At 62.4% G+C, this 15499-nt stretch carries 21 protein-coding genes; 9 read left to right on the top strand and 12 right to left on the bottom strand.

Translation table 11 applies throughout. From position 1 onward, the window contains the following. Positions 1 to 19: 19 nt before the first annotated feature. Entirely contained in the window at positions 20 to 643 is a 624-nt protein-coding gene (locus K6M89_RS05525; protein ID WP_222138691.1) for a helix-turn-helix transcriptional regulator, read from the top strand. Between the two features lie 287 nt (positions 644 to 930). On the opposite strand, the gene K6M89_RS05520 is transcribed toward K6M89_RS05525, so the two are convergent. After that, on the bottom strand, positions 931 to 1377 hold the full coding sequence (locus K6M89_RS05520) for an MFS transporter (RefSeq protein WP_281428465.1): 447 nt from the start codon (positions 1375 to 1377) through the stop codon (positions 931 to 933). Between the two features lie 672 nt (positions 1378 to 2049). Here K6M89_RS05520 and K6M89_RS05515 point away from each other — a divergent pair. After that, a complete protein-coding gene (locus K6M89_RS05515; protein ID WP_097582748.1) occupies positions 2050 to 3057 on the top strand; it encodes an asparaginase in 1008 nt (335 codons plus the stop codon). A gap of 441 nt (positions 3058 to 3498) precedes the next feature. On the opposite strand, the gene K6M89_RS05510 is transcribed toward K6M89_RS05515, so the two are convergent. Both K6M89_RS05510 and K6M89_RS05505 read right to left on the bottom strand, forming a co-directional pair. Then, entirely contained in the window at positions 3499 to 3921 is a 423-nt protein-coding gene (locus tag K6M89_RS05510; RefSeq protein ID WP_222138690.1) for a hypothetical protein, read from the bottom strand. Positions 3922 to 4172: 251 nt separating this feature from the next. Next, positions 4173 to 4928, bottom strand: a complete 756-nt coding sequence (locus K6M89_RS05505) for a DeoR/GlpR family DNA-binding transcription regulator (protein ID WP_222138689.1) — start codon at positions 4926 to 4928, stop codon at positions 4173 to 4175. A 128-nt stretch (positions 4929 to 5056) separates the two neighbouring features. On the opposite strand from K6M89_RS05505, the gene K6M89_RS05500 reads away from it, so the two are divergent. Together K6M89_RS05500 and K6M89_RS05495 are read left to right on the top strand one after the other, a co-directional pair. Next, positions 5057 to 5413 (top strand): DUF4406 domain-containing protein, encoded by a 357-nt coding sequence (locus K6M89_RS05500; RefSeq protein WP_222138688.1) that lies wholly within the window; start codon positions 5057 to 5059, stop codon positions 5411 to 5413. A 354-nt stretch (positions 5414 to 5767) separates the two neighbouring features. After that, positions 5768 to 6388, top strand: coding sequence for a glutathione S-transferase family protein (locus K6M89_RS05495; RefSeq protein ID WP_222138687.1), 621 nt, complete (start codon positions 5768 to 5770; stop codon positions 6386 to 6388). A 45-nt stretch (positions 6389 to 6433) separates the two neighbouring features. Here K6M89_RS05495 and K6M89_RS05490 read toward each other — a convergent pair whose 3' ends face one another. From K6M89_RS05490 to K6M89_RS05470, 6 genes are all read right to left on the bottom strand, one after another. After that, entirely contained in the window at positions 6434 to 6841 is a 408-nt protein-coding gene (locus tag K6M89_RS05490) for a type II toxin-antitoxin system VapC family toxin (RefSeq protein WP_222138686.1), read from the bottom strand. Continuing rightward, positions 6841 to 7095 carry a type II toxin-antitoxin system Phd/YefM family antitoxin gene (locus K6M89_RS05485; RefSeq protein WP_222138685.1) on the bottom strand — a complete coding sequence of 85 codons (255 nt, stop codon included), beginning with the start codon at positions 7093 to 7095 and terminating at the stop codon, positions 6841 to 6843. Before K6M89_RS05485 ends, K6M89_RS05490 begins: the two co-directional genes overlap by 1 nt. Before the next feature lie 126 nt (positions 7096 to 7221). Then, entirely contained in the window at positions 7222 to 7821 is a 600-nt protein-coding gene (locus K6M89_RS05480; RefSeq protein ID WP_312038600.1) for an SDR family NAD(P)-dependent oxidoreductase, read from the bottom strand. Next, positions 7814 to 8062, bottom strand: a complete 249-nt coding sequence (locus tag K6M89_RS31470) for an SDR family NAD(P)-dependent oxidoreductase (protein WP_281428463.1) — start codon at positions 8060 to 8062, stop codon at positions 7814 to 7816. Before K6M89_RS31470 ends, K6M89_RS05480 begins: the two co-directional genes overlap by 8 nt. A 254-nt stretch (positions 8063 to 8316) precedes the next feature. Beyond that, entirely contained in the window at positions 8317 to 8682 is a 366-nt protein-coding gene (locus tag K6M89_RS05475; RefSeq protein WP_222138684.1) for an MmcQ/YjbR family DNA-binding protein, read from the bottom strand. Between the two features lie 39 nt (positions 8683 to 8721). After that, positions 8722 to 8922: a hypothetical protein gene (locus K6M89_RS05470; RefSeq protein ID WP_222138683.1), complete on the bottom strand. Its 201-nt coding sequence runs from the start codon at positions 8920 to 8922 to the stop codon at positions 8722 to 8724. Between the two features lie 112 nt (positions 8923 to 9034). Here K6M89_RS05470 and K6M89_RS05465 point away from each other — a divergent pair, with 112 nt between their 5' ends. After that, on the top strand, positions 9035 to 9931 hold the full coding sequence (locus K6M89_RS05465) for a LysR substrate-binding domain-containing protein (RefSeq protein WP_222138682.1): 897 nt from the start codon (positions 9035 to 9037) through the stop codon (positions 9929 to 9931). Positions 9932 to 9953: 22 nt separating this feature from the next. Here the strand turns inward: K6M89_RS05465 and K6M89_RS05460 are convergent, their stop codons facing one another. Further along, positions 9954 to 10505 carry an NUDIX hydrolase gene (locus K6M89_RS05460; RefSeq protein ID WP_222138681.1) on the bottom strand — a complete coding sequence of 184 codons (552 nt, stop codon included), beginning with the start codon at positions 10503 to 10505 and terminating at the stop codon, positions 9954 to 9956. Between the two features lie 96 nt (positions 10506 to 10601). Here K6M89_RS05460 and K6M89_RS05455 point away from each other — a divergent pair, with 96 nt between their 5' ends. Further along, entirely contained in the window at positions 10602 to 11246 is a 645-nt protein-coding gene (locus tag K6M89_RS05455; RefSeq protein ID WP_222138680.1) for a DUF47 domain-containing protein, read from the top strand. Continuing rightward, complete coding sequence (locus K6M89_RS05450; RefSeq protein WP_183840983.1) at positions 11246 to 12250, top strand: inorganic phosphate transporter; 1005 nt, start codon at positions 11246 to 11248, stop codon at positions 12248 to 12250. Before K6M89_RS05455 ends, K6M89_RS05450 begins: the two co-directional genes overlap by 1 nt. Positions 12251 to 12331: 81 nt before the next feature. On the opposite strand, the gene K6M89_RS05445 is transcribed toward K6M89_RS05450, so the two are convergent. Beyond that, entirely contained in the window at positions 12332 to 12997 is a 666-nt protein-coding gene (locus K6M89_RS05445) for a glutathione S-transferase family protein (protein WP_222138679.1), read from the bottom strand. 215 nt (positions 12998 to 13212) lie between these two features. Between K6M89_RS05445 and K6M89_RS05440 the strand changes: the two genes are divergently transcribed. Further along, positions 13213 to 13452, top strand: coding sequence for a hypothetical protein (locus K6M89_RS05440; RefSeq protein ID WP_222138678.1), 240 nt, complete (start codon positions 13213 to 13215; stop codon positions 13450 to 13452). A 30-nt stretch (positions 13453 to 13482) separates the two neighbouring features. Beyond that, the gene (locus K6M89_RS05435; RefSeq protein ID WP_222138677.1) at positions 13483 to 13947 is read left to right on the top strand and encodes a YbhB/YbcL family Raf kinase inhibitor-like protein; all 465 of its coding nucleotides are present in this window, start codon (positions 13483 to 13485) and stop codon (positions 13945 to 13947) included. 72 nt (positions 13948 to 14019) lie between these two features. On the opposite strand, the gene K6M89_RS05430 is transcribed toward K6M89_RS05435, so the two are convergent. Continuing rightward, complete coding sequence (locus K6M89_RS05430) at positions 14020 to 15387, bottom strand: TIGR03808 family TAT-translocated repetitive protein (protein WP_222138719.1); 1368 nt, start codon at positions 15385 to 15387, stop codon at positions 14020 to 14022. Positions 15388 to 15499 lie beyond the last annotated feature (112 nt).

The following is a 15499-nucleotide window of genomic DNA, read 5'->3' as shown; positions in this document are numbered from 1 at the left end:
CAAGACTTGACTTGGAAATATGCGCCAATCCCCAGCCAACCGGATTCTGATCCTGATAAAGACCGAGGGTCCGCAGCTTGCCGCCGCAATCGGCGATGCGCTCGGCATCTCGGGCGAGGCCGCCCGCCAGCAGCTGGCGAGGATGGCGGAGGAGGGGTTGGTGGAGCCGGTGACCGTCGCCGCCGCCGGCCGGGGACGCCCGCGTCAGCTCTGGCATCTGACCGCGGCCGGCAACCGCCGCTTTCCCGACGGCCATGCCGAACTGACGGCAAACCTGCTCGCCACGCTCACCGAACAGCTTGGAGCCGCAGCGCTCGACACCGTCATCTCCGCCCGCGAGGCCGAGACGCTGAAGCGCTATCGCAAGGAACTGGAGACTGCCGGCGACCTCGCCGCCCGCGTCGAGGGCCTTGCCGCCATCCGCACCCGCGAGGGCTATATGGCCGACAGCTGGCGGGAGGCCGACGGCTCGTTCATGCTGGTCGAAAACCACTGCCCGATCTGCGCGGCGGCCACCGCCTGCGCCGGCTTCTGCCGCTCCGAACTGGAAACCTTCCGCGCCGCCCTCGGCGCCGAGGTCGAGCGCAGCGAACACATCCTCGCCGGCGCCCGCCGCTGCGCCTACCGCATCACGCTGCGTTGAGACGGAGCCGTTGTAGGGGCTGCGTTTCCTGCGTGTGTCGCCGCGCTCCTGCCGCGAATGTGTCTTTCCTGACAGGCACCACCTCTCCTCCGTCGTCCTCGGGCTTGACCCGAGGACCCATGCGGCCTCGCGCTCGTAGCGCGGCATGGATCCTCGGCTCAAAGGCCGAGGATGACGGAATGCGGGGTGCCGCTCCGGCCAGACGACCGCCGACGGCACCGCGGGTGGCGCGCGACGTTTCTCTGACGTCGCAGCGTGGATCCCATCGCTCGCAAGCAATTGGTGTTTCAAGCCGGCTGCCGCACCTGCCGCCTGCTGCTTTCGAGATAAAGCAAGGCGCCGATCGATGCCAAGCCCGCGGCAGCGCCGACGAAGGCGGTGCCGGAATAATCGGTGACCGATGTGCCGAAGGCGAAAATGATCGCGATCGATCCGAAACCGAGCATGCCGGCGACCGAAAGTGCCAGCACCAGCGGCCGCCGTTCCTTCAGCCGGTCCGACCAGATGCCGAGCGTCAGGCTGGTCGTGACGTTGACGATCGCCGAGAAGAACACCAGCGCCGAATAGGTGCCGTTGGTCAAGCCCAGTTCATTGATGCCGATGATCGACTGGTAAGGCACGGTCGAGGCATAGGTGAAGGCGAGCGCGACGAGCGTCACGGTGGGAATGCGGATCCTGTTGTCGCGCAGAATCAAGGAAAGAGTGGACATTGGGTGCGGTTCCTGATGCACCATCTTTAGCCGCTTCGGATGCATCAGAGAAACGATAGTTTTCGATCGTTTCAGTCAAATCCTGTGATGATTGTTGCGTCAGATCTGCGCCGTCAAACTGGAGAGCCAGAAATCGATTTGCCCCAAGGGAAGAACGCTTCCGAGGAAACCGGTCAGAACCGACGCAATCGACATCAAGGCCAGCCCCAGAAGCGCTCCGAGCATGATTCCAACGCTTGTCCTTTTGGGCCGGCGCGCCAACCAGCACGCCAGACCGAGAGAGACGAGCGTGAAAAAGACCCACAATATCGACTCTGAAATGGATAGACCTGTTTGCAAAACGCTTCCTTCGCATGTGATTTTGGTTGCAGGATAGCGTTGCTACGCGTCCGATTTCAACGCCAACCTTGGCACGGCAGGGACACAATAATCCCATTCCGCCGCCCGTTGCTGTGCTTGCTCCAAAAGCCACCCCATCCTCCATCCTCCTCGGGCTTGACCCGAGGATCCATGCCGCCTCTGGCAGCCACGACCATGGATCCCTGGGATGACGGAATTTGTGGGGATGTCTCCGGCAAACATGTCCCCGGGTGCTCTCCCGGACAGACTCCAAAATCCGGCAGCCCTAAACCCGTTGGCTTTCGCGCCCTGACGCGTTATGCCTGCCGCATCCCGCCAGCACCAGGATGAGAGCCCATGACCAATCCCGTCGTCGTCGAAGTCACCCGTGGCCTGCTCGTCGAAAGCCGTCATCGCGGCGTGGTGGCGGTCGTCGATGGCGATGGCAGCCTCGTCTTCTCGCTCGGCGATATCGAAGCCGCCGTCTTCCCGCGTTCGGCCTGCAAGGCGATGCAGGCGCTGCCGCTCGTCGAAAGCGGTGCGGCCGACGCCTATGGTTTTGGCGACAGGGAACTTGCGCTCGCCTGCGCCTCGCACAATGGCGAGGACGAGCATGTGGCGCTTGCCGCTTCGATGCTGGCACGCGCCGGCCGGAATGCCGAAGCGCTGGAATGCGGCGCCCATTGGTCGATGAACCAGAAGGTCCTGATCCACCAGGTCCGCACGCTGGGGGCGCCGACCGCGCTGCACAACAATTGCTCGGGAAAACATGCCGGCTTCATCTGCGCCTGCTGCCACCGGGATATCGATCCGAAAGCCTATGTCGGCTATGAGCACCCGCTGCAGGTCGAGATCCGCGCGACGATGGAAAGCCTGACCGGCGCCGTGCTCGGCGCCGAAAGCTGCGGCACCGACGGCTGCTCGATTCCGACCTATGCCGTGCCGCTGCGCAGCCTGGCCCACGGTTTTGCCAAAATGGCGACCGGCAACGGCCTGGAGCCTTTGCGCGCCAAGGCATCCCGCCGCCTGATCGAGGCCTGCATGGCCGAGCCCTTCTATGTCGCCGGCTCCGGCCGCGCCTGCACCGCGCTGATGCAGATCGCGCCCGGCCGCATCTTCGTCAAGACCGGCGCCGAGGGCGTCTTCTGCGCGGCGATCCCGGAAAAGGGCATCGCCATCGCGCTGAAATGCGAGGATGGCACGACCCGCGCCGCCGAAGCCATGGTGGCGGCGACACTCGCCCGTTTCTTCGAGACGGAGGGCGAGGTGCATGCGGGCCTAATGTCCTATGCCGCAAAGCCGATGCGCAATTGGAACGGCATCCATGTCGGCGATATCAGGGTCACCTCCGCCCTGGCCGGATGAGTTCGAACCAAATATATAAATTAATGGCTTATCCCGTTCGCACAGGTAAACACTTCCAATAGTATGTCGAGGGGAGCGGAGTTCCATTCCCAAATTGAGGGGAAAAGCGGTCCAGATGCCGGAGATGGTGCAGGGCTCAACAGCTTCGAAGCAGGTCAGATTCGCCAAGGTATGTCGCGTCAGGCCGCAGCGATGGTCGATTGGTCCACAGATGTTTTCGGAGTTAGGGAGCAAAGGCCACCAGCGCAAAGGGGGAGCATTCGGCCCGAAGCTGCCCCTCTACAGAAACGCTTCGAAAGTCCGGACGTACTTCTCACCGATCCGAACGCGCAGGTGGTGCCAACAGTGGACATTCCTGCATATAGATCGCCCACACGGCGGCAACGACGTCTCCGGCTCCCTCTTAGAGCCGCCGTTTCCGCACTTCCGCGCGTCGCTTCCTTATGAGGTCATCAAATCGATGACCCGCATGATCGCGACCGAACTGCTCGTGTTCTGAGTGCCCTCTGTCGTATCGGATTTGGCGCAGGTCCAAACATCGCCCTTCTTGACCGTGAACTTCTTTTCGTTCTGAACGACCGAAAGTTCTCCCTCAGTCATGTGGCAGAGCATGTCGTTCATCATCATATTGTCCGGCGTCTTCGCACCGGGTTGGATAACAACATCCCGCAGCTTGACCATTTTGTAAGCTGGTATGACCGAAGCCCGCTCACCGAGCGCGACGACTCTGACACCGGGTCCGATCTCCTTACCCTCATCCGGGCCGTAAGTCTGGGCGGCTGCTGGCGTCGCCCAAGCGATCAGTGGCGTTGCGGCCGTTGTAAGACCGAGTGCGAGCGTGGTTCTACGATTGATGGCTTCCATTGTTTCCTCCCTAGCCAACTTGTTATAATTAATATTATGGATTGCTAAAGCAACCTCGGCGCGATCATGGCGTCTGTCAAATCAACTTTTTTGGAAATGGCTTGCCGCGTCCTATGGAAGCGTACGGCAACGTTCCGCCCAATGAACCGGCAGCATGGTGCCGGCCTATGCCGTGCTGGCGGCCTTCATCGCGGCGCTTGCTGTAAGCCTTTTGCCGCATGCTGCCGCGCCGCAGCCCTCCCGCAGCACTCTCATGCTGCGGCGATTGCGCCGTTGAGATCGCGATAGGGTTTCAGCTTTTCCGCCGTCATCTCCATGGGCACGATCAGCCCCGCCACCTCGGAAATTGCAAGCACCGGGCAGGGCGAGACGAGGTCGAACTTCTCCTGCGTCAGCAGCACATGGGTTTCGGCCGAGCAGCGGGCGATATGGCGTTTGATCGCCGCTTCCTCGAAATCGCCGGTGGATAGCCCGTGCACGGGATGGGCGGCGGTGACGCCGAGGAAGAACAGGTCGGGGCGCAGCTGCGAGATCGCCGCCATCGCCGCGGCACCCGTCGCCACCATCGAATGTTTGTAGAGCCGGCCGCCGGCAAGGATCACCTCGGCCGTCGGATGGTGCTCCAGCTCGGCGGCGATCGTCGGGCTGTGGGTCGCAACCGTCAGCGGCATGTCGCGCGGTAGATGCCGGGCGATCTCCGCGGTCGTCGTGCCGCCGTCGAGAAAGATCATCTGCCCCGGCCTGACCATCGCCGCCGCCGCCGCCCCGAGCCGCGCCTTGATCTCGGACGAGACGCTGCGCCGCGCGGTGAAATCAGGCAGGTCGGGTGAAAGCGGCATCGCCCCGCCATGCACCCGTTTCAACAGCCCCTCCGCCGCCATTTCCCTCAAATCGCGTCGGATCGTGTCCTCCGAAAGCGAAAAATCCTCGGCGACGCGCTTGGCGATCACTTGGCCGTCACGGCGCAGAATGTCGAGAATGAGGGTTTTACGTTGTGATGTCAGCATGGGTCCTCTGCACGAAATTGAATGACATGGCGTAAAATTGCACGAAATGACTCGACATTCAAGAAATATCGTGCATTTTCACGATATCCCGTGCATGAGGCCGGGAGTGCTCAGCGATGGAGTGAAAGATGCTGATTTTGATTGCCGGGCCTTACCGGTCGGGAACGGGCGACGACCCGGAAAAGATGGCCGCCAACCTGAAGCGGCTCGAGGAGCCCTCGCATAAGCTGTTTGCCGGCGGCCACGTGCCGATGATCGGCGAATGGGTGGCCTTGCCGATCTGGCACGCCGCCGGCGGAAGATCGGTCGGCGACGCGCTTTACGAGGAAATCTTCCACCCGGTCGCCGGCCGGCTGCTGCAGCTCTGCGAGGGTGTGCTGCGTCTGCCTGGCGATTCCAAGGGCGCCGACAACGACGTGCGCATCGCCAGGGAACGCGGCATCCCGGTCTGGCACCGGCTGGAGGATGTGCCGGGCTGCGGCTGAGGCGGAGGCCTTAATGCCCTTCGCTTGACCCTCAGCGCATTCGCGGCGCTGCCGCTCACCCCCTCAACCGACCCTTCGGGCCACCGACCGGGGTTGAGCCACGGGTCTCAACCCGTCCTTCGGACCCCCGCCGGGGAGAAGAGGGAGCAAGCCGCTTTACCGGTTTCCACGATGGGCGCTTTGAGAGGAGTGGGGCGTTGCCGGATACCCCTTCTCCCCCGCGGGGAGAAGGTGGCCCGAAGGGTCGGATGAGGGGGCCGCACGGTAGGTCCGCCATGCCAATAACCGCCATCTCCCCGGTTCCGGCGCACTCACCCCTGCGCTATACATCGTCCCGAAAGGGAGACGAGAACCATGCTGACATTGTATTACGCTTCGGGAACCTGCGCGCTCGCAAGCCTGATCGCCCTGGAAGAATCCGGCTTGGCCTTCGAAACGAAGAAGCTCAGCTTCGCCAATAGCGAGCAGCGTTCGCCGGATTATCTGAAGATCAACCCCAAAGGACGCGTGCCGGCGCTGATCACCGACCGCGGTGTGCTGACCGAAACGCCGGCGATTCTCGGCTTTATCGCTGAAAGCGCGCCGGCCGCCAAACTGGCGCCGCTCGGCGATGTTTTCGAGATGGCGCGGCTGCAGTCCTTCAACAGCTATCTCTGCTCGACCGTGCATGTGAACCATGCCCATCGCCGGCGTGGCTCCCGCTGGTCCGACGATCCCTCAGCGATCGAGGCGATGAAGGCGAAGGTGCCGCAGAATATGGCCGATTGTTTCACCCTGATCGAAGAGACGATGTTCAAAGGCCCCTGGGTGATGGGCGAGACCTATTCGCTCGCTGACCCCTATCTCTTCGTCATAACCGACTGGCTGCCGACCGACGGCGTCGATCCCGCCCGCTTCGCAAAGGTCAGCGATCACCACGCCCGCATGCTGCAGCGCCCCGCCGTTCAGCGCGCGCTCGCTTACGATCGAGGTTGATGGCAATGCCCGAGGGTCGCGGGGCAGGCCGTTTGGTCCCGCAGCTCATGCCGAGGACTCCCAGGGGTCGATCACCGATGCGCCCGTGTCGTCGAAGTCTCCGACATTGCGGGTGACGACGATCAGATCATGGACGATGGCGGTCGCGGCTATCAGCCCGTCGATGTCGCCACGCGGCCGGATCGGGGCGATTCGGCCCCATTCCACGGCGATCTGATCTGTCACCGGCAGGATGCGGGCGCTGTGATCATGCCGCAGCTTGCGCAGCCACTCGGCTAGATGGGCCGCGGCTTTCGGGTCGGATCTCTGTTTGAGGGCAATGCCGCGCATGATCTCGCCAAGGCTCAGCGCGCTCAGGTGAATGCTCAGCGGATCGACGGAGCGTAGCCAGGAAACCGCCTGCGGCGTGCCGCGCCGCGCCTCCGAGACGATGTTCGTATCGATCAGATACATCAGAAGGTCACGCTGCGGCTTGGGATCTTGGCCCGCGCTTCCGCCGCACCGGTAAGGTCGTCGTCCCAGGCAGGGCCACCCAGCAGATCGTCGACCAGGGTCGGGCGGCCGGTACGCAAGGCGTCGTAATCGCGGGCGGACAAGACGACAGCCGTGCGCTCTCCGCGCAACGTGACCACCTGCGGCCCCTCATCTCGCGCCTTTTGCACCAATTTTGAGAACCGGTTCTTTGCGTCCTGCAATTGCCATTCCATGAGAGATCTACTGGCTAGACTGTCTAGCTATTTACACGTGAAAGGACGACGGGTCAACCCGGCCCAGCGGGAAGTGAGCCCAAGTTGAGTTTGGCGATCTCTTTGCTTCATGTCGGCGCGCCAACATCAGTCCGGGGCAAAGTCGGCGGCGGAAAGGGGAGCCGGCCTGTAGCCGTCGATATCCGCGATGCCGTATTCCCGCGCCAACGCCGCCGCTATCAGAGCGTGCCCGGATTTCAACATCAGCGCCGGGTCTCGCCACAACCCCGCTATGACATGGCCGATGAACTGAGGCGATTCCGAATTGCTCATGTCGAAATATTCGGCATTCTCAAGAACGGCTTCGGTACGGACCAGCCCCGGATAGAGAGCGATCGCCGCGACATTGTAAGAGCGCAGCTCATGCGCGAAATCCGCGGCCATCTTGTCGGCGGCAGCCTTGGCGATGCCGTAGATCGCATTGCCCTCGTAGAGCTGGGCTGCCCAGAAGGAAATGTTGACGATCAGGCCGCGTCGCGCCGGGATCATCAGCGGAGCGACCGCCCGCGACATCATGAAAGCGCCTCTCAGCGCAGTGCCGATCATCGCCTCCCATCGCCAGGCCGGCTGCTGCCAGAACGGCTGGGGCCAGGTGAAATCCCCGTCTTCGACCATGTTCTCGTAACCCGGCCAGGCATTGTTCACCAGAATATCGAGCCTGCCGCCCGCCCGTATAGCGTCAGCCACACGCTCGGTGTCGGGCGTCTTTGCCGTGATCGCATCGGTGGACGACGATGTGTCCAGGCAGTTTTGCCGCTTCAAGCTCGAGCCCCTCGAGTGAGCCCGCCGATCCGGCTTGCTCTGCCTCTGCCTCGAAACGCGTCCTGGCGGTCACATGCACCGTGAACCCTTCGGCAAGCAAAGCAAGGGCGATGCCGCGGCCAATGCCGCGGCTTGCGCCGGTGACCAAGGCGACGATGTCTTTCATGGTGGGCCTCCTGGATGGACTGTCGATCGACGCGGAGATGCGTATATTGACAGAGAGGCTCACCCTGCGCGATCGCTTTTTGCGACGCGCCGTCGCCTGAAACGGGGCGCAATTTTTCAGATTCGCTTGGCCTGCTTTCGCTTGTTGTTTTTACGCATGTCGCTGCTGCAAAACCGCTGCGCATGTTTGTGCGCTTCAAAAAGATCAGCGCCCCCACGCCCCCGGTTGCGGCGCTCGCCATTCAGCGCGCCCGCCTATGACTGCGGCTGACGCCCGAAACGATCGGCGAGCTTCTTCGGCGCACGGAACAGCCAGGCGCCGATCAGCCGCAGCCGCAATTCGTCGTCGCCGATCAGGGCGGCGCGCAGCGGCAGATGCGGCCAACCGACATAATGATCGGTCTGGAAGTAGATGTCGGGCGCCATTTCCAGGAGATGATCCTTGTCGTCGAGCGAAATCGAGATGACGATCGTCTCGGGGTTTTTCACCGCAACAAAACTCTTGCCGGCAACCTTCAGCGCCGGATTGCCGTAGGAGGTGCTCTCCTCGACGTCGGGCAGGCCGGCTTCCGCCGCCAGCCGCTTCAAGCGCTCGAAGATAAGGTCGACTTCGCCGGCCATTGTCCCGCCCTTTTTCCTCGGGCGAAACTTAGCACGATGTCACGCGCATTTCGCCAGGGGCGGTTTCGCCTCTGCATGAAAACCGGTCTCCGCCCCAAGCGGCAGATCGGCGATTTCGCGCAGCGACATACGCTCGATCTCTGGATGGCGCAGCGGATCCTCCTCGCAGGTCGGGCTATTGGCAGGTTGCGTGCTGCTGATACCAGCAATGGGCTTCAAGAAAAACTTCAGCAACGACACGGCAGGCCTCGCTTTCTCCAGCGGCGCTGGATCATGATCCTATGCTGCAATGTCGGCTTCCTCGGGCGGATTTTCAATTGAGTTTACCGCGGCTCTGCTATAGAAAAACTATATGAAGAACCTCAACACGGTCCATCTCAACGGCCTCAGGGCACTGGAGGCGGTCGGCCGTCTCGGCTCGCTGCAGGCGGCCGCCGACGAGCTTGGCGTCTCGGTCGGCGCCGTCAGCCAGCAGGTGATCAAGGCCGAGGCGCAGCTGGGGCAGGTGATCTTCGAGCGCACCGCCCGTGGCATGATCGCCACCGAAGCCGGCCGGCCGGTGCTTTCAGCACTCGACGAGGGCTTTGCCCGTCTTTCGGCGGCGGTATCGATCGCCAGCCGCAAGGACGATACGATCCTGACCATCTCGGTGGCGCCGGTCTTCGCCGCCCGCTGGCTCGTCTGCCGGCTCGATCGCTTCGCCGAGTGTCATCCCGACATCAAGCTGCGGCTGGATGCGACGACCAATCTCGTCAATCCGGCGCTGGGCGATGTCGATATCGGCATCCGCGTCGGTACCGGCAAATGGCCTGACGTGAAGGCCGAACTGCTGCTGCAACAGGAGGTCTTTCCGGTCTGCTCGCCCGAGATGGCGGCGAAATTGAAAGAGCCCGCCGATATCCTGGCATTGCCTGCCATCATCGATGGCCGCGCCATGTTCAGCTGGGAGGTCTGGATGCGGGAGGCGGGCCTGTCGGGCGCGACGCTTGCGACGCGCCACGTCTTCAACGACGCCTCTCTCTGCCTCGATGCGGCGATCGCCGGCCAGGGCGTCATGCTCGCCTGGCAGACGCTTGCTCACTTCGCACTTGCCGAAGGCCGGCTGGCGGCCCCCTTCGGCATTCGGGCGCGCACCGGCTTCGGCCATTATTTCATCACCGCCGAGGGTGCGCGCGAGCCGAAGAAGGTCAAGGATTTCAAGGCCTGGATCCGCGAGGAAATGGCCGGCACGCTCGCCTTGTTTCGATAGGATCTCGTAGCGGGTGTTCGCCTCATCCTTCCGGTTTTGATTTGTTAGGGGCGGCCTTCTTGCGACCGCGAACCTTGAAGTCCACGAGCAGCGATTTGAGTTCGATCTCGCGAACACGTCTTGCCGCCTCGTCGGGGCTGACCCATGCAAGAACCCGCTGGCCGTACTCCTTGAAGCCGTCGCTAACCTCGGTGACCTCGACCTGGAACACGTCGACGATGCAGGGGACGACGTCGCCGTCGTCCAATTCTTTCAGATAGGTATAGTGGCCGACCGGTTTCTTCCTCACCGCTCCGCTCACGCCGGCCTCCTCCCAGGCTTCGATTGCCGCCGCTTCGAAAGGCTTTTTGCCTTTCATCGGCCATCCCTTCGGAATAACCCAGCGCGCGCTTTCGCGCGATGTAATCACCAAGATCTCGATCCCGGCTCCACCTTTGGCGTGGCGGAAGCAGAGCGCGCCGTACTGTTGGCGGAAGGCACCGGAGAACAACTTGGCCGGGACGGCGGCAAGCTGCCGTAGCAATGGCTGAGACTTGTCCGGTCGGGGCTTGCTGCGTTTTTTTGCGGACTTCATGGCGATGAGTGTGCCGAATTTGCCTGTTGCTTCACCAGTCCGGGCGTGTTTATGACAGATTTATGACAATCAGCCGCACGAGGAAGGTCCGCTGGCATGATGAGCATTTTTCGCAGGCTGATGCCACGGGAAGATAAGTTCTTCGAAATGTTTTCCACCCACTCGAGAACCGTCGTTGCTGCGGCGCACGCCTTGGACGAACTTTTGAAAGGCAATGACGTCGAGAAGAACTGCGAACGCATCGTCACTTTGGAAAACGAAGCCGACGACGTCACTCGCGAGGTCCTTCTCGCCGTCCGTCGAAGCTTCATCACACCTTTTGACCGTGGCGACATCAAGGACCTGATCCAGTCGATGGATGATGCGATCGACATGATGCATAAGACGGTCAAGACCATCCGCCTGTTCGATCAGTCGAGCTTCGATCCGCTCATGCAGCAGATGGGCGGCGAAATCGTCAAGGCCGCGAAGTTGATCGCCGAAGCGATACCGCTTCTCGACAGGGTGGGCGCCAATGCGCAGCGTCTTTCCGCCATTGCGGAAGAGGTTACGCGGGTGGAAGGCCGTTCCGACGAACTCTATGATCAAGGACTGAAGGAACTGTTCTTGCATCATGGCGCCGCCGGCAATGCGATGGCCTACCTGATCGGCAGCGAAATCTACGCGGAGCTGGAGAAAGTCGTCGACCGCTTCGAGGATGTCGCCAACGAAATCAGCGGCATTCTCATCGAGAACGTCTGATGGATGCGTCTCTCGCTTTCCCGCTGCTCGCCGGGCTGGTTCTTGTCGCTCTTTTCTTCGACTTTCTCAACGGCCTCCACGATGCCGCCAATTCCATCGCCACCATCGTGTCGACCCGCGTGCTTCGACCACAATATGCAGTCGCCTGGGCGGCATTCTTCAACTTCATCGCCTTCCTGTTTTTCGGCTTGCATGTGGCCGAGACGCTGGGGACCGGCATCATCGACCCAGCGATCGTATCGCCGCAAGTGATCTTCTCCGCGCTGATGGGGGCGATCATCTGGAACATTCTCACCTGGATCTTCGGAATTCCATCCAGCTCGTCACATGCGCTTATCGGCGGACTGGTGGGCGCCGGTTTGGCCAAGGTGGGCTTCAGCGCGATTGTCTGGAGCGGCCTTCTCAAGACAGTCGGCGCGATTTTCCTTTCCCCGGCCATCGGCTTCTTTCTGGCGCTGCTGCTGGTGCTCACCGTCTCCTGGTCGTTCATTCGGCAGACGCCCTATGCGGTCGATCGAACCTTTCGCGTGATGCAGTTCGTTTCAGCATCGCTCTATTCGCTCGGTCATGGCGGAAACGATGCGCAGAAGACGATGGGCATCATCGCCGTGCTCCTGTTCAGCCAGGGATATCTCGGCTCGACCTTCTACGTGCCGTTCTGGGTGGTCATTTCCTGCCAAGCGGCGATGGCGCTTGGAACGCTTTTTGGCGGCTGGCGGATCGTTCATACCATGGGGTCGAAGATCACGCGGCTCAATCCGATGCAGGGGTTCTGCGCCGAGACGGGCGGAGCATTGACGCTGTTCGGGGCGACTTGGCTCGGCATTCCCGTCTCGACCACGCACACCATCACCGGCGCAATCATCGGAGTGGGCGCTGCACGCCGTGTTTCAGCCGTGCGCTGGGGGTTGGCTGGCAACATCGTGATCGCCTGGATCGTCACGATGCCGGCGGCTGCAGCGGTGTCTGCAGCCTTCTACGGTCTGGCATCGCTGCTGCAATAGAAGGTGGTGATGTCAGCTCGTGCCGGCCTGAATTCCGGATCGTGCCCGAGCGCACGGTACGCTGATTGCAAACCGTCGCCCTCAGACCTCGACCGGTTCCCTGCTGCGGGCCGCCTGCATTGCCTTGTAAGCGGGGCGGGACTGGCAGCGTTCGATCCACGCCTTGGTATTCGGATGCGCATCGAGAAGCTCCGCCTCGCTCTGGGCATAGCGCAGCACCTCGGCAATGTTGAGGTCGGCGACGGTGAAGCGGTCGCCGACGATCCATTGCCGGTCTGAAAGCTGGCTTTCGAGCGCCGCAAGTGGCCGGCGCAGGCCATAACAGGCGGCCGCGATCGTCTCCTTGCCCTCTGCGCTGTTTTCGAGGCCGTTGTCATAGGTCAGCACGATCTTGACCGAATGCGGCTCGACTTGCGAGGCCGCCCAGATCGTCCACATCGCCAGCAATCCGTCTTCTTCGACGGTTTGCCCGGCAAGCGGCCCGCCATGTTTGCGGGCGAGGTAAAGATTGATCGCCAGCGACTCGTGCATGACGAGGTCGCCGTCGCGGATGCTGGGGATCTGCGCCATCGGATTGACGGCTGCGAAGTCAGGCGAATGGGTGTTGAGCGGCGCTTCCTCGGATAGGGGCTCCGCGAGCCGCCTTGCCTGCAGCACCGGCACGGAGCGGAATTCGAGCCCCAGCTCATGCGCCATCCAGTAGACCCGCGAGGCGCGCGATCGATAGACTCCGTAGATTGTCAGCATGGCCATACCCCGTCGATGTGTCGGAGAAACCGTAAACGCCGGACCTCGCTCGAAAAAGTCCTCGCCGCTGATGGGACGATGAAAGCTTTTGATGCGGCTGCGTAATGCCGGAAATCGCCATCGGTCGGAAGCACATTTCCCCGGCCCGGGGAACAATGAGAAGGCCGGCGGGTTCGACCCTAAAGGCAGGGGCGCGCTGAGACAGGAGGAATGTCATGACGGGGAAGAAGACGCATGAACAGCAGCTTCGCGTCATCGAAAAACGCGAGAAAACGGCAAATGCCGACAAAGATTTCGACGCCGCAGCAGATCTGCAGCGCAGTGCGCAGGCGAGGCAGGCGCATCGGAAAGGCAATGATTTGAAGCCCGACCCGGATACGGGCAGCGACGATCGCACCATCATGCGCGGCCGCAATCAGGAAAGCGACCATAAGAAGGGAAGCGGTCGTCCCTGAAGGACAAAGGAGAAGACAAAGGAGAATGTCATGACTTTGACATTGATCAGCAAGGCCTTTGCGCAGGATCAGCCGATCCCGAAGAAATATGCGCGCGCGGGCGAGAATCTCTTTCCGCCGCTTGCCTGGAGCGGCGCCCCCGACGAGACTAGGAGCTTTGCTCTGGTGGTCGAGGATCCGGATGCCCCTCGTGGCACCTTCCGCCACTGCGGTATCGCCAATATCCCGGCGCAGTGGACTGAACTGGCCGAAAGCGTCGATACCGCACCCGAACAGGCGCCGCGCTTCTACAAGAACGATTTCGGCAATGCCCGTTACGACGGCCCGCAACCGCCGCAAGGCGATCGCCCGCACCACTATATTTTCCGCCTCGCCGCTCTCGACGTGCCGAAGCTTCTGACACCCGATGCCGCCGGCATCAGCGCCATGTGGGCGGAGGCAAAGAAACATGCCTTGGCGGAAGCGACCATCACCGGCACCTATCAGACGCAGTGACGACGCTATGAATTCAAGTGCGTGAGGTCTTATCGCCGGCAGAGCCGCTGGCGTTGAAAGCCGCCCGGTCCGTCAGGACATGCGGTTTCGCTCGATGGTGAGCTGCCCATAGGGCGAGCCGCCGTTCGCCAGCTCGCCGGAGACTTTTTTCTCCCACTCGAAGCCGAGAACCGCGCCGTCGGTGGTTTCCTGGAAGACGTTGTCGGTGATGACGGCGGTGCCGGCGCCGTCGGCGACCGAGACGGCGCAGCCGACCGGGGCCTTGCGCACCACATTGCCGCTGACGACGACATTGCGCAGATAGGCGCCCCAGCCGATCTGCAGTCCCCAGCGCGGCGCCCCTTCGATCACATTGGCCGACACCAGCGTATCGGCCTCCGCCGCGATGCCGATGCCGAAGCCGACCTCGTGCTGGTAGGGCCCCTTCAGCGTCAGGTTGCGCACGACATTGCCGGTGACGCTCGCGAGCCTGCCGCCTTCGTCGAAATTGGCGATCGAGATGCCATTGGCCGCCCCGTCGATCATGTTGGCGGAGACCACCGCACCCTCGAAGGCGAATTCGACATAGATCGCCGTCTCACCGGAGCGCCGGCACTGGTTGCTGCTGATCTGGATGTCGGAGGCGGAATTGGCGCGGATCGCCGTAAAGGCGCAGTCGGAAATATGGTTGTTCACCACCATCACCCCGTCGGCGCGGAAGATGTTGATGCCGTTGCCGTTCTGGCCGGTGCCGCCGTCATTGGCGCGGATGTTGGAAATCCGGTTGCCGGAAACGACCGTGCCGTCTTCCGACTTCTTCCAGCGATGCACGAGAATGCCGCCATTGCCGCAATCGGCGATCGTATTTCCGGTGACCGAAAGATTGGCGGAATCCACCGCGTAGAGCCCGGCTTGGGCCGCACCTGAGATGCGGCTGCGCTCGATCCGTCCGCCGCACCGCTCCAGCTGCAGGCCGTGCTTGCGGCTGCCGCCGATTTCGCAATTGTCGATCAGCACCTCGTCAACGCCGGTAAATTGCACGAGCCCGCCGGCATAATCGCCGAGCCAGCGGTTGCCGCCGTCGATGACGAGATTGGAAAGCTCGATGCGCCGCACATTCTCGGCCGCGAAGAGGTGGCCTTCGCCGGTGTAGACGATCCGTGAGGCGCCGGGCACGCCCGTGATGCGGGTATTGTCGGGCAAGGTGAGATTGGAGATCCGGTAGGTGCCGGGCGGCAGGAAGACCGGCACGTTCTCGGCCGCCGCCTGTTTGATCATCTGCTCCAGGTTGCGGGCCTTGCGGTCGCCGCTTTCGGGAATGGCGCGATATTCCACCGCGTCGATGGCGCCGCGCAGATCGGGCTGGGCGGCCGCCGTCAGCGGCGAGGCAAACGCGCGCGATGTCCCGCCCGCAACCGCCGAGGCGGCGAGAAGGAGAAGCATGTCGCGGCGTGAAGGCATTCTGGCGCTTGTCATGGCCTGCCCGTAGCAGGAAACGTGCCATCCCGCCTGTCCTCTTTTGGCACAGACTTTTCCGCCGCGCGCGAAATTGCGCTTGCAGGCGGGGTTGAGG

Source organism: Rhizobium croatiense (assembly GCF_019793465.1).
In the GTDB taxonomy this organism is placed as follows: domain Bacteria; phylum Pseudomonadota; class Alphaproteobacteria; order Rhizobiales; family Rhizobiaceae; genus Rhizobium; species Rhizobium croatiense.
Note: the sequence above shows the minus strand (reverse complement) of the source record. Positions and strands in the feature narration are given on the sequence as shown.

Bases quoted from the DNA above. Each gene is read 5' to 3' on its own strand.
- K6M89_RS05525 (WP_222138691.1), top strand. From the start codon at position 20: ATGCGCCAATCCCCAGCCAACCGGATTCTGATCCTGATAAAGACCGAG.
- K6M89_RS05520 (WP_281428465.1), bottom strand. From the start codon at position 1,377: ATGGTGCATCAGGAACCGCACCCAATGTCCACTCTTTCCTTGATTCTG.
- K6M89_RS05515 (WP_097582748.1), top strand. From the start codon at position 2,050: ATGACCAATCCCGTCGTCGTCGAAGTCACCCGTGGCCTGCTCGTCGAA.
- K6M89_RS05510 (WP_222138690.1), bottom strand. From the start codon at position 3,921: ATGGAAGCCATCAATCGTAGAACCACGCTCGCACTCGGTCTTACAACG.
- K6M89_RS05505 (WP_222138689.1), bottom strand. From the start codon at position 4,928: ATGCTGACATCACAACGTAAAACCCTCATTCTCGACATTCTGCGCCGT.
- K6M89_RS05500 (WP_222138688.1), top strand. From the start codon at position 5,057: ATGCTGATTTTGATTGCCGGGCCTTACCGGTCGGGAACGGGCGACGAC.
- K6M89_RS05495 (WP_222138687.1), top strand. From the start codon at position 5,768: ATGCTGACATTGTATTACGCTTCGGGAACCTGCGCGCTCGCAAGCCTG.
- K6M89_RS05490 (WP_222138686.1), bottom strand. From the start codon at position 6,841: ATGTATCTGATCGATACGAACATCGTCTCGGAGGCGCGGCGCGGCACG.
- K6M89_RS05485 (WP_222138685.1), bottom strand. From the start codon at position 7,095: ATGGAATGGCAATTGCAGGACGCAAAGAACCGGTTCTCAAAATTGGTG.
- K6M89_RS31470 (WP_281428463.1), bottom strand. From the start codon at position 8,062: ATGAAAGACATCGTCGCCTTGGTCACCGGCGCAAGCCGCGGCATTGGC.
- K6M89_RS05475 (WP_222138684.1), bottom strand. From the start codon at position 8,682: ATGGCCGGCGAAGTCGACCTTATCTTCGAGCGCTTGAAGCGGCTGGCG.
- K6M89_RS05465 (WP_222138682.1), top strand. From the start codon at position 9,035: ATGAAGAACCTCAACACGGTCCATCTCAACGGCCTCAGGGCACTGGAG.
- K6M89_RS05460 (WP_222138681.1), bottom strand. From the start codon at position 10,505: ATGAAGTCCGCAAAAAAACGCAGCAAGCCCCGACCGGACAAGTCTCAG.
- K6M89_RS05455 (WP_222138680.1), top strand. From the start codon at position 10,602: ATGATGAGCATTTTTCGCAGGCTGATGCCACGGGAAGATAAGTTCTTC.
- K6M89_RS05450 (WP_183840983.1), top strand. From the start codon at position 11,246: ATGGATGCGTCTCTCGCTTTCCCGCTGCTCGCCGGGCTGGTTCTTGTC.
- K6M89_RS05445 (WP_222138679.1), bottom strand. From the start codon at position 12,997: ATGCTGACAATCTACGGAGTCTATCGATCGCGCGCCTCGCGGGTCTAC.
- K6M89_RS05440 (WP_222138678.1), top strand. From the start codon at position 13,213: ATGACGGGGAAGAAGACGCATGAACAGCAGCTTCGCGTCATCGAAAAA.
- K6M89_RS05435 (WP_222138677.1), top strand. From the start codon at position 13,483: ATGACTTTGACATTGATCAGCAAGGCCTTTGCGCAGGATCAGCCGATC.
- K6M89_RS05430 (WP_222138719.1), bottom strand. From the start codon at position 15,387: ATGCCTTCACGCCGCGACATGCTTCTCCTTCTCGCCGCCTCGGCGGTT.